Annotated in this window: 10 protein-coding genes; all 10 read right to left on the reverse strand. The window is 36.7% G+C overall.

Annotated features, from left to right (window positions below):
* Positions 1 to 110: 110 nt before the first annotated feature.
* Positions 111 to 1,226: a glycosyltransferase gene (locus KDN24_RS24320; RefSeq protein ID WP_409973263.1), complete on the reverse strand. Its 1,116-nt coding sequence runs from the start codon at positions 1,224 to 1,226 to the stop codon at positions 111 to 113.
* Positions 1,227 to 1,263: 37 nt separating this feature from the next.
* The gene (locus tag KDN24_RS24325) at positions 1,264 to 2,637 is read right to left on the reverse strand and encodes an O-antigen polymerase (protein ID WP_409973262.1); all 1,374 of its coding nucleotides are present in this window, start codon (positions 2,635 to 2,637) and stop codon (positions 1,264 to 1,266) included.
* A gap of 39 nt (positions 2,638 to 2,676) precedes the next feature.
* Positions 2,677 to 3,732: a non-hydrolyzing UDP-N-acetylglucosamine 2-epimerase gene (wecB, locus tag KDN24_RS24330; protein WP_409973261.1), complete on the reverse strand. Its 1,056-nt coding sequence runs from the start codon at positions 3,730 to 3,732 to the stop codon at positions 2,677 to 2,679.
* A gap of 7 nt (positions 3,733 to 3,739) precedes the next feature.
* A complete protein-coding gene (locus tag KDN24_RS24335) occupies positions 3,740 to 5,320 on the reverse strand; it encodes an asparagine synthase-related protein (RefSeq protein WP_409973260.1) in 1,581 nt (526 codons plus the stop codon).
* A gap of 20 nt (positions 5,321 to 5,340) precedes the next feature.
* Entirely contained in the window at positions 5,341 to 6,774 is a 1,434-nt protein-coding gene (locus KDN24_RS24340; RefSeq protein ID WP_409973259.1) for a lipopolysaccharide biosynthesis protein, read from the reverse strand.
* Positions 6,775 to 6,777: 3 nt separating this feature from the next.
* A complete protein-coding gene (locus KDN24_RS24345) occupies positions 6,778 to 7,509 on the reverse strand; it encodes an acyltransferase (RefSeq protein WP_409973258.1) in 732 nt (243 codons plus the stop codon).
* A 477-nt stretch (positions 7,510 to 7,986) separates the two neighbouring features.
* Positions 7,987 to 9,300: a nucleotide sugar dehydrogenase gene (locus tag KDN24_RS24350; RefSeq protein WP_409973257.1), complete on the reverse strand. Its 1,314-nt coding sequence runs from the start codon at positions 9,298 to 9,300 to the stop codon at positions 7,987 to 7,989.
* Between the two features lie 106 nt (positions 9,301 to 9,406).
* On the reverse strand, positions 9,407 to 10,423 hold the full coding sequence (locus tag KDN24_RS24355; RefSeq protein WP_409973256.1) for a Gfo/Idh/MocA family protein: 1,017 nt from the start codon (positions 10,421 to 10,423) through the stop codon (positions 9,407 to 9,409).
* On the reverse strand, positions 10,416 to 11,159 hold the full coding sequence (locus KDN24_RS24360; RefSeq protein ID WP_409973255.1) for a GumC domain-containing protein: 744 nt from the start codon (positions 11,157 to 11,159) through the stop codon (positions 10,416 to 10,418). The genes KDN24_RS24355 and KDN24_RS24360 overlap by 8 nt, the downstream gene beginning before the upstream one ends.
* A gap of 224 nt (positions 11,160 to 11,383) precedes the next feature.
* Positions 11,384 to 12,496 (reverse strand): DegT/DnrJ/EryC1/StrS family aminotransferase, encoded by a 1,113-nt coding sequence (locus tag KDN24_RS24365; RefSeq protein WP_409973254.1) that lies wholly within the window; start codon positions 12,494 to 12,496, stop codon positions 11,384 to 11,386.
* Positions 12,497 to 12,611 lie beyond the last annotated feature (115 nt).

Raw genomic sequence — 12,611 nt, forward strand, 5'->3', positions numbered from 1 at the left:
GAGCCTCCTCAGTGCTAGCGCACCTGCGGGGTCTCTCCCTTGTCCCTTCCTCCCGCAGGAGTCTCGCACCTTTCGCTCCAATCAACAGGTGCAAAAATCAACAATTCCCTTTAACAAAGCCTATTCGTTATTAAGGCTTCCTTAACTTTTTCAACTCTTGCTAGCCATGAATGCTTCTGTACAAAAGTTTTTTGAATGTTTTCTCGATATGTTATTGAATTGTGAGCCATTCCTTCTATTGCACGTGCCATACTTTCTGGCTTATCCTCACATATTATTCCATATCCATCTGCTTCTATTATTTCTTTTTGCGCCTGACAATATGTCGCAATAACAGGCAACTCATTTGATAGATACTCAACAAGCTTGACAGGGACAGCAAAATCATTGTACGTACTTCTGAATCGCGGAATAAAGGCAAAGTCCATTCTACGATAAAGCTCATTCAGCGCTTCACCACTTACATGCTTTACAGAAACATTCATCTCGTTTAGGCGAGCCCTTTTCTCTTCGGACAACTGTTTAAACTCATCCTCACGACAAACAACTGTCAGCTCGCAAACTCGTTCATTTTTATTGGCCAATTCCAATGCATCAAGAAGCAGAAATAAACCATAATCCTCGTTATTAATGCCACCTACATAAAGACCTTGTGGGGTTTTAGACTGATTTTCTGCCCGAACAATATCCATCTTTTTTCCGCCTGGTGGAAGGGAAACCATTGTCTGCTGAATGTCAACATATTTCCCCATCGCATCACTTGGTAAAAAAATGACATGACAATATTTATTGTAAAACTTTTCTTCCATCCGATAAATCGTTTTCATGATCGTTTTCTTCATCCCTTTTAGAGGATAAAGCTCTTCAAATTTCCAATATACGTCACGATAGAAAACGCCAACTGGTATGTTGCGGCTCTTTAGAAATTTCATCACCTTTTGATCTACAAACGGCTTCTTAGGAATATGCCCCTTATCTGTCAGCCAAAACGGAATCGTCTGGTTCTCCATATAGCAAAACCATAAGTTCTCTAGCTTTCCTTCCGCTTTCCACTGTTCAAAAAGCGAATCCCTCTCAGTTGAGCTTCCTGAAAGCAAAAGAATGTCCACATTTTCATGGCTTCCCCATTCTTGAAAAGCTTTATATATTTCCTTTGGACGAAGCTTCGATCCACTATTCGCATTCTCAGCTATTTCAAACGGATAATAAAGCAAAACTGATTTCATTCTATTTTCTCCTTTTGTCCAGCTTTTCCCCTATTCATTACTTAACAGCTTTCTTTTTGAGAAAGTAAGAAAACAGATCAATGCGAAAACGAATGAATAAGAGAATTCCAGCGAACAAGCAAGTAATAAAAATCCACACAGGGTTAAAGAGAAAATCAGTAAACCCACCTACTAATGTCCGTGGAATATTGATAGCAAAATAAACGAACAAGCACAAAAATACTGGGTTTTTTGGCAGTCTAATAAAAATAATATAAATGAGCTGCACGAGAACTCCAACATACATCGTGCCTAAAATAATTCCTAAATAACCGAAGTTCGCATATGCTTCCGCAATAAACAATGTATTTAAAACCCCACCTGTTCCATCCTCAATTCGATTCGGAAAGGCATTCGCCATCACAAGTCTTGCTGAACGAACTTGATCGATATCAAACCAGCGAGTAATAATCGACGGGAGACTACTTCCATCTAAGAACGGAAGTGCATTCCCAAATATATCTAAATGCAAGAACGTAGGCGAAATTTGTGCAAGGATTATCCGTCCTATCGGTCCTGAGTTATAAGAGAAAAACGCACCAAGGTCTTTCACATCTTGGATGAAAACATACATCAACACAATCGCTGCAACACCAGCTATCGATAAAGCAGTGATTTTCCTGCCATTTAACACTGTCTTCCCAATATAAATTCGTACAAAAATAAACATAATAATGTAGAAGAATATTGGCGATTTTGACAAATCATAAATACTAATCACGATAGAACAGCCAAATAAAGCTAAAAATAAGAAAAACCATTTTAATTGCTTTGTTTTAACTGTATACACATACGCTATTAGTGATAGTAAAGGTGTTAATGCAAGCGCAAAGATATTTCTAATGATCACTTTTCCACCAAAGTTCCTAGCTGCTTCAATTCTCATCTTCCCGATTTCAGAAAAATTCCCTTTCAAAAGTTCAAAAATCGGTACATGGTGAGTCTTCAAAAGTGTATAGGCAACAGCAAGCATACACACAAGGGAAAGACCAAGAAATAAAAAGTAAAATTCACTTCTCTGTTCAAACGCCTTTTCAACTGGCTTCTGCAAATAAGCATTATATTCTTTTTTCGCATCAAAGCCTGCTAATTTGCTTACACCTAACATCGTAAGCGGCAAAACGACCATCACAAATGAAACAGCAGCAAAGCCGATGTAACGATAGATTTCATGGTCAAGCTTATTAATCATATAATAATGATCAATATTGAGCGCAATTAATAAGCTGCCAATAAAGCTTGAAACGAGCAAGGAATAATAAAAGACTAAAGAAACTAAATTCGGTCTAAATAGTGAAAGACTACCTGAAACACTTTTAAAAAGCTTAACCGAAATGATTAGCACAATCACCCAAACAATTATAGCCAACATATGTCAGCACCTACTTTTTAGCGAATATTATTATTTAAACTACTTCTTTATCAATTCAACAATCTTTTCTGAAGCATGTCCATCCCCAAATACTTCTTTGTATTGCGGATTTACCTCTTTTTGTACGGCAGCTAGAATTTTCTCGGCATCTGTACCTGTTAATATATTTGCTTCACCTTCTAGTGTCTCAACCCATTCTGTTTGCTCACGAATGGTTACACATGGCACCTTCATAAAATAGGCTTCTTTCTGAACACCACCCGAATCAGTAACAATTTTCTTCGCATTAGCCTCAAGTGTCAGCATATCTAAATAACCAACAGGATCAATCACCTTTAAATTGGGAACATCATCAAGATTTAGCCCATAATCTGCTAGCTTATGCTTCGTTCTTGGATGAATAGGCCAAACCTTCGTCTCTTCTATTTTTGAAAAAGCTTCAAGAATATTTTTCATCTTTTCAACATCATCCGTATTTTCAGCGCGGTGAATCGTAATTAAATGATAGTCTTTCGGTGTTAAGCCAGTATCTTGCAAAATGGTTGACTTTTCTTTTGCAAGCTCACGATTATAAAGAACGGCATCATACATTACATCACCAATATTAAACACATTGTTTGTAATATTCTCATTCGTTAAATTCGTGATAGCTGTATCGGTTGGACAAAATAAATACTCAGAAACGTGATCTGTCATAATCCGATTAATTTCTTCAGGCATTTTTTTATTAAAGCTTCTTAAACCCGCTTCAATATGGATGACTGGAACATGAAGCTTAGCTGCTACAAGAGCACCTGCTAACGTTGAATTCGTATCACCATATACCATTAAATAATCAGGCTGCTCACTTAAAACGATGTCTTCAATCTTAGCCATCATTTCACCTGTTTGCTTCCCATGACTTCCTGACCCGACACCAAGATGGTAATCTGGCTTAGGAATATGGAGCTCCTCGAAGAAAATATCTGACATATTTGCATCATAATGCTGGCCTGTATGAATAATTTTTTCATCTATATGTTTTCTTAACACTCTTGAAACAGGTGCTGCTTTAATAAATTGAGGTCTCGCCCCAATGATCGTTACTATTTTCATTCATCATTCACCTTCCAAGCTTTTGAATATAGTCTTTTGCTAAAAATGAATTAATATTATATGGCTGCTTATACTTCAAACGATCATACTTAAAAGAAAGTGCCTTTAAATACTCAGGATAGCTTTTGTAAATTCCATACCATTCCATTGGCTCTGTATAATATTGCTGATACAGTTTCTTCTTATTATAAAGCTTCTTCGCAGTCTTATAAAAAACCCCATATTTTTCTTTTAACGAAGCTTCTTTCGCTACCGGTTTTTCAGGCTTCGTGAAAAACTCAGGATACATCTCGTGTAAGGTATAATCATATAAATATTTTTTGAAACGCAGCTCAACAGGGACGGTTTTGAAAAATTCCATTAATCGATCATCCCAAAGCGGAATTTCCCAGCCTTTTTCATAAAATTCATATACGCGGATCGAGTTAATAATAAATTTCGCTTGTCTTTCTCGCCAATCCCAATACTCAAATAATGCACTAGCCTGTTCATTTGTCGTAAATGGCAAGTCCCCAAATGATCGCCGGATTTCTTCCAGTACATCTTCACCAGATACATAAATTCCCTCTTCTATTTCCCATAGCTTATGATGTTTTTGAAGCGTAAAATCAACGACATCATCTACCGTAAACTCCCGGTCAACTGTTATCTCATAGGCTAAATGGCTTCCGGCCACGAAATCACCTGAATGACCAGGAATAAAGACATAATCCTTATTTTGCTTTGCAATAATCTCACGAACAGCTGGCCAATCCTGAATATGTGCCATGGAAGAGCCATTCACAGCATAGTTTACATATTCTTTCCATTCATTTGAATGGTACCAGCGATGCCAGTCATCCTTCTTATATTCAATGAAATCCCAATGTAATCCGAGTCGATTCGCAATATCTTGACTAATTAAAGCTTCTCGATTTTCCTTTTTCCCATATGTAAAAGCAAAAATATCTTCTACCCCATACTCTTTTAATAATAAGGCAATAATACGGGAATCGTAGCCACCACTGAGAGGAATGATTGGAGTTTTGTTTTTTAATCTTTTTATGAGATCTTCAAATACAGCGATGAATACTGACTTCAGCTCTGCACTAAATTGCTCAACATCCTTTTCAACAGGGTGATGATAAAATTGAAAATACTCATTATTTATCACTTTCCCATCTTCAAGAATCCGAACATATGAAGCAGCTTCAACCTGATAGACACCTTCATAAAGTGTCTTTTCATTTGCAGTAAAGCCCGTCAGTAAAAACTCTTTTGCTGCCGTCTGATTAACTTTCTTATCAGTCATATGGGGAATTTTATCTGTAACAATCCAGCGAGATCCCTCTTTATAGTAAAAAAGAGGAATACTTCGCTTCCGATCGACAATCGCGGTAATTTCATTCTTCGTTACCTTTATTACGGCAAACTCACCAATTAATTCATCTAAATGGTTTTCAAAAAAACCTTCCTGATAAATTTCTTGAAGATTGTCCGCACAATAATGCTTTCCATTATAAATCATATAGCCACTAAAAAAGAGTTGGCCCAATGGAACATTAATTTCTTTTACGAGTCTGCTGTCTTTAATTCGTACTTCATTCATTAACAAACATATCACCTATTTTACGATAAAGTGCTTTTTTGGCTTTTCTTCAATAGATCTTTGTCGATCCGTGATAATAGGACAATAACGATATAGCCTAACCAAGCAAAAAGAATGTTGTAATTTGGAATGCTGCTCTCTTGAATATAAACGATTACACTTACAGCTAGCAAAGAGGATAGGAATATTAATGTCATTTTTCCAAATGATACAGGTACATGGTAAAGCTTTTGGCTTTTAAAGAAAATATACGTTATGGCCACGATATAAGAGATCAAATATGCAACAACACTTCCCCAAATCGCAAATGGAGGGATTAACAGCACATTTAAAATAATGTTAACAACGGCTGCCATACCAAACGCATACGAAATAATCTTTGTTTGCTTCGAGAAAAAGATTCCTACTGAAATAATCATATAGAAAAAATTCAAGAAGGTAACCGCTGATAAAATCGCAATATATTGGTAAGCTTCATGATAACCTTTGCCTAAAATCGGAATAATCCACGGCATGATCGTAGCGACCATTAATATACCTAACGTTCCTATTAATAGAATACCATAATACAGCTTTGCAAATAAATTATGGCTATCCTTTTTATCCTTTAGTGACATAGAGAAAGGTCTCCATGCCATTTGTACACCGCTTGTAAGGAGGGTAATTAGCGAGGCAAACTTTACAGCTACTCCATAAATGCCTACTTCGTGTAAAGAAGTAAATATTTTTAAGAGAAATGAGTTAGCATTAACAATTACCCAAAAGGCCAATGATGCAGGTACTAATGGAATGGCATATGACAAAATTTCCTTTAATAGCGTTTTATTAAAGGTAAATTTAATGTATTTCAATAAAGGCTTAATTAAGAGTAATGCTACAATAACAACACTTATTAGCCTACCATACAAAATGCTATCAATAGTTGGGGCAATATAGGCTAAAAATCCGTAAGAAAAAACAGCAATTAAGAACATTTTTAAAATAGTAAAAGTTACGACCTTTTTTGTAAAAAAATCATAACGAAGAACCGTTAAGATCATGGCGATGATTGTATCCAAGGCCAAAACCCCAATGGCAACATAGAATAAATAGTATAGCTTTGCATCATCTAACAAGAGCTGGGTCAACCATTGACCACCGATAAGAAAGATGATGGCAATAATTAAAACAATTAGCAATCTAAAAGTCATGACCGAACGGACATAATCAAGCCTTTTCTTCTTATCTTCAGTATCGAAGTAGTAAAAGGCAAGAGCTGAGTCAGTTCCAAAAATAACAACAAAGGTGAGCATTGATGTATAACGATCTAAAAGATCTATTACCCCATATTGCTCAGGATCAGGAAGAAAAGATGTATATATCGGAAGCATGATAAACGCTATCAGCTTCGTACCAACGTTCATAAATGCGTAAAGGAGCGAATCCGCTCCTAAACGCTTAATTTGGGCGAACACACCCTATAACAGTTCCCGCTCGTCAACCATTTTGACAAATTTAGCAGGAACCCCTTTAACTAACGTCTTTTGTTCTGTATCCTTTGTGACTAAAGCACCTGCAGCAACAAAGGTTTCTTCCTCAATGGTTATCCCAGGAAGAATGATAGAAGCGCCGCCAACACGTGCTCCTTTTTTAACATACGCTCCTTTAATCTTATCGAAGCGCTCTTCTGTTCTACCCATGAAATTATCATTCGTCGTTGTGACACATGGAGCGATAAATACATGATCCTCAAGCGTCGTATAAGCCGTAATATACGAATTGGATTGGATTTTTGTCCGTTCTCCAATTTTTACATAGTTTTCAACAGTCACACCGCGGCCAACAATAACATAGTCGCCAATCTCAACGTTTTCTCGTACACTTGCTAAGTCAGCAATTAATGTATTCGAGCCGATTTTTGCGCCTCGATAAATCACACAGTTCGCACCAATGGTAACATCTGCACCGATTTCCAATGCTGGAATTGAATCGGACAGCTTAACTGTGCTTGTTTTTGCTGGCTTCGGTGGCTTTCCTACAACAGCACCATCGGCAATTGTTGTATGATCCCCAATAATTGTTCCTTCTTGAATGGTTACTCGGTTGCCAATCACAACATTTTTGCCAATTCGCGCATCCTTTTCAATAACAGAAAAATAGCCTATTTTCGCGGTTGAATCTACTTGAGCAGAAGGATCAATATAATTCATATATGAAAATCTCCCTTTATTTAAAAATGATATGTCTCACCAATTTGATTGAATTGATCAATTTCGTTTTACTGGCTGAAATATATTTAAACTGACCGATATATTGCGAAATTGACCGATATATCTGGTATTTGGCCGATATATTGCGAAACTGACTGATATATCTGGTATTTGGCCGATATATTGCGAAACTGACCGATATATCTAGTATTTGGCCGATATATTGCGAAATTGACCGATATATCTGGTATTTGACCGATATATTGCGTAATTGACCGATATATCTGGTATTTGGCCGATATACAGCGAAACTGACCGATATATCTAGTTTTAGGCCGATATATTGCGAAACTGACCGATATATCTGGTATTTGGCCGATATATGACAAGACTGACCGATATATTTAAATATGTGCTCGACATTTACCGAAAAATAATCGATCGAGTTAAAAATATCCCGTAATGTCTTATTCGCAACTACAATTTAATATATTTATTTGGTTTTTCAACGTCTTTAAGGGCGTTGCGTGTATCAAAAATTAATTGGCTTTCTTTCGCGATCATTTCATAATCAAAGTCAGTATGATCGGTTGTTACTAATACAAGGTCTGCTTCATGAATAAGCTCTTTCGTTAATTCAACAGTCTCGATTACTCGGTCACAAGATCTAAAAGAAGCTACATATGGATCAACGACTTTAAAATCAGCTCCATGGTGATCTAATAGTTCAACAATTTTAAGTACTGGGGATTCGCGAACATCATCAATATCTTTTTTATAAGCGACACCTAGAACAGCAATTTTTGCGCCACGAAGTGCTTTACCATCTTCATTTAATACTTGCATAGAGCGAGTGATGACATATTCTGGCATGCTGTTGTTAATTTCGCCAGCTAACTCAATTAACTTCGTATGATAATTGTATTCACGCGCTTTCCAAGTTAAGTAGAAAGGATCGATCGGAATACAGTGACCTCCAAGACCTGGCCCTGGATAGAAGGCCATGAATCCGTATGGCTTTGTTTTAGCAGCATCAATGACTTCCCAAACATCAATGCCCATTTTGTCGCATAAAATCGCCATTTCATTTGCTAATGCAATGTTAATGTGACGGAATGTGTTTTCAAAGATTTTTTCCATTTCCGCAACTGCTGGAGAAGATACTTCAAATACATTTCCTTCAAGAACGTTTCGGTAAAGTGCAGCTGCAACCTTCGTACACTTTTCAGAAATCCCACCGACAACCTTTGGTGTATTTTTCGTTTTGAATTGTTTATTACCTGGGTCAACACGTTCAGGTGAATAAGCGATAAAGACTGTTTCCCCTGTTTTTAGACCTTTTTCTTCAAGAGCCGGCTTAACGATTTCTTCAGTTGTGCCTGGGTAAGTTGTTGATTCTAAAACAACGAGCATCCCTTCATGAGCATATTTCGCAATTTCTTGTGAAGAACTTTTCACATATGAAGTGTCAGGTTGTTGATATATATCAAGTGGTGTTGGAACACAAATAGCTACTGCATCAACTTCTGCAATTCTTGCATAATCAGTTGTAGCTTCTAAATGTCCTTCCTTTATCATGTCGGCTAAATCCTGGTCGACAACATCACCAATATAATTGATTCCCATATTTACTTGTTCAACACGAGAAGCCTGTACATCAAAGCCGATTACTTTATAACCAGCTTTTGCTTTTTCAACTGCTAACGGTAGACCAACATAGCCTAGTCCTACAACACCAATGACAGCTTCTTTATTTTCAATTTTATTGATTAATGATGTATATACGTCCATCTTTGTTTTCTCCTTTTTATCATTAAATTCGCCTTTTGATTTCCATTACACGCACTAGATTTCTGTAAGGCTCACCAAAGGCTTTAACTTCGTTCAGTAGAAAAATCTATTGAATTAAGTTAACTTTTTTTCCTGTTTCGGCAGATTCTAAAATGGCCAGTATCAATTTTACAGGAGCAATCCCATCTTCGCCAGTTACAATTGGATTACGATTTTCTTGGATGGCTTGAACCATATCCTCGATAATACATTGATGCCCCGGCTTTCCGAATGGATCTTCTTTTATTTCATTTTTTAGTTTGTCCGCTTCATCTTCAGAAACACCTTCAATATCCCATGTTTCAATGAAATTTGCATTTCTTCCGCTAATTTTCACAGAAGCTGTTTCGCCAAATATGGCAATGGATTCCTCAAGATTTTTCGGGTAAATTGTTGTAGCCGCCTCAATGACTCCAAGTGCGCCATTTTGAAATTGAACAACAGCTGCTGCAACATCTTCCGTTTCAATCTTCCGCAGGCGTGTTGCTGCCATTGCTTGAACCGATTCAACAGGGCCCATTAACCAAAGCATTAAATCAAGATCATGAATCGCTTGGTTCATTAAGACGCCACCATCAAATTCCTTCGTTCCTCTCCATTCAGCCTGATCATAATAAGCTTGATTTCGATTCCAACGAACAGTAGCATTTGCATGGCTTAGCTTTCCAAAAGCCCCTTTATCCATTTGTTCTTTTAATTTTTGAACTGCTGGACGGAAGCGGTTCGGGTGAACAACAGCTAATTTCACATTATTTTCTTTCGCATAGCGCATCATTTCTTCAGCTTCTTGAAGCTTTAATGACATCGGCTTTTCAACAATAATGTGACGACCATGCTCTGCAACGATTTTTGTTAATGGTGCATGTAGACCTGACGGTACACAAATATTTACAACATGTATATCAGGATTTTCTTTTAACATATTATGAAGGTCTGTATATTTTTTCACATTTGGATTATCAATTTCTAATCTCGCAGGGTTTGTATCACAAATGGCATATACATTTGCATTTTCAGCCTTATCTATCGCTTCTATATGTTTATTTGCAATATGGCCCATGCCAACAATCGCAAAATTAATCATGTGAGTTGTACCTCCTAGCTTCATTTACATATTTCCAAAGCATTAAAATGAGGAATGCTGCAAAGACTCCAAAAATAAGTCCTGCTGCTGTCAGTTCTGTTTTATATGTGCTAACAACATTCACATCTTGACGATTAACGGAAGGCTTTTCAAAAAAAGCTAAATCGCCTTTCACTCTGGAAATTCTCGCTTCAGTATCGGCAATTTCCATTTCTGTCCACTCTATTGTACTTACTATATCTTTCGTTTCTTCAATCCCTAATTTACCATTTTCAAGCTTATCAACAGCCGTATTCAATACATTATGTAATGCCTCTAATTTTGATTCTGCTGTCTTTACTTGATCTGTTGTAATTTCAAATCTTAAACCATAATTATCAAGTAAACTCTTCTCAACTGCTGAAGCCATTTTCTCCAGATCTTTTTCTAATTGTTCTTTATTGTCATTGTATATCTTCAGCTTCACATAACTTTCACTTGTTACTGTTGCATCAATTTCTCCATTAATATCAGTGCCAAATTGGGCAATAATATTAGATGGATTCGTTAGTGCCTTTAATTTAATTGAGCCCGTAAAAATCGTTGCATTTCCAACATACTTTCCATCCTTTGGAACTAAATAAGATGCGCCAAAGCCTAATAATGCGAAAATAAGTGGAATGATAAGAAAGAATACTTTCTTCTTCCAAAAGAAAACTAAATATTCATAAAGAACAAACTTTTTCGTTTCTGCCAACAAGACCACCATACCTTTAACTTTTTTCTTCTCTTTAAAAACTTCATTTTACTTTTGCATACTACTTTTCTATTAGCTTAGAAAAACTAGTCGTTCGCCAAGTTCTTTCGGCAAATAACCTTAGCTTTTCTTATGCGATATTGCTTTAGTACCTTAATAAAAGTAAACTTCCCTACAAGCCAAGTAAAGAAACGCCCCCTTGCGGCGACGTTCCGTTCAGTTTTTTACTTATTGTAAAACTCTTTGATTTTTGCGACTACATATTCCTGTTGCTCTTGTTTAAGCTCAGGGAACATCGGTAATGACAATGCTTCTTTAGCCGCCTTTTCAGATTCAGGAAGATCTCCCTCTTTATAGCCTAAATCTTTAAATACAGGCTGAATATGAAGAGGAAGCGGATAGTAAATCATTGTTTGTACTCCCTGCTCTTTTAAATAAGCTTGAAGCTCGTCACGCTTTTCGACACGAATTGTATATTGGTGGAATACGTGATAATTTCCCTCTTTTTCGATAGGAGTTTTTACTAAATCCCCTAATTGCTCATGAAGAAGCTTCGTGTATAAAGCAGCTTTTTCTCTTCTTAGTTCACCCCATTTATTTAAATGAGGAAACTTTACATTCAGAACAGCGGCTTGCATCTCATCTAGTCGACTATTATAACCTAGTACATGATGATAATATTTTGGCTTACTTCCATGAACACGGATAACACGGCTGTTTTCTGCAACTTGATCATCATTTGTCACGACCATTCCTGCATCACCATATGCTCCTAAGTTCTTTGTTGGAAAGAAGCTATATGTTGCTGCAGTTCCATATTCTGCAACTGTTTTGCCATGATGCTTCGCACCGATTGCCTGTGCAGCATCCCCGATCACGGCTAATTGATGTTTATCAGCAATTCGGCAAATCTCATCCATATCAGCTGTTTGACCGTATAGATGAACTGGAATAATCGCTTTTGTTTTATCTGTTATGGCCTCTTCTATTTTCGAAGGATCAATATTAAATGTTACAGGATCGATATCTACATATACAGGTGTTGCTCCTGCTCGAACAATGGAACCTCCAGTAGCGAAAAATGTAAAAGGAGTTGTAATAACCTCATCTCCAGAACCTACACCAGCAGCTTGTAAAGCAATATGTATGGCATCACTACCATTTCCACAACCAATTCCATGAGCAACATTACTATACTTGGCTACATCTGTTTCAAGTTTTTTTACGTTATCTCCCAGAATAAAATGGGAAGAACTCATTACTTGATCTAAAGCAATCAGCATTTCGTCCTTTAGTGCTTGATACTGTTCACTTAAATCTAACATTGGAATTTTCATGCTAATTCCCTCCAACTTTTCAGATGAAATACTCAATTATTTTAACATAAAAAAAGCGATTTATAGACTAAATTTCATTTCTTATTCATGACACTTTCAAAAACTTTACCGTAAA

This window comes from Cytobacillus sp. Bva_UNVM-123, from assembly GCF_046351715.2.
Taxonomy (GTDB): Bacteria; Bacillota; Bacilli; order Bacillales; family Cytobacillaceae; genus Cytobacillus.

Bases quoted from the DNA above. Each gene is read 5' to 3' on its own strand.
- KDN24_RS24335 (WP_409973260.1), bottom strand. From the start codon at position 5,320: ATGAATGAAGTACGAATTAAAGACAGCAGACTCGTAAAAGAAATTAAT.
- KDN24_RS24325 (WP_409973262.1), bottom strand. From the start codon at position 2,637: ATGTTGGCTATAATTGTTTGGGTGATTGTGCTAATCATTTCGGTTAAG.
- KDN24_RS24350 (WP_409973257.1), bottom strand. From the start codon at position 9,300: ATGGACGTATATACATCATTAATCAATAAAATTGAAAATAAAGAAGCT.
- KDN24_RS24365 (WP_409973254.1), bottom strand. From the start codon at position 12,496: ATGAAAATTCCAATGTTAGATTTAAGTGAACAGTATCAAGCACTAAAG.
- KDN24_RS24345 (WP_409973258.1), bottom strand. From the start codon at position 7,509: ATGAATTATATTGATCCTTCTGCTCAAGTAGATTCAACCGCGAAAATA.
- wecB (WP_409973261.1), bottom strand. From the start codon at position 3,732: ATGAAAATAGTAACGATCATTGGGGCGAGACCTCAATTTATTAAAGCA.
- KDN24_RS24320 (WP_409973263.1), bottom strand. From the start codon at position 1,226: ATGAAATCAGTTTTGCTTTATTATCCGTTTGAAATAGCTGAGAATGCG.
- KDN24_RS24355 (WP_409973256.1), bottom strand. From the start codon at position 10,423: ATGATTAATTTTGCGATTGTTGGCATGGGCCATATTGCAAATAAACAT.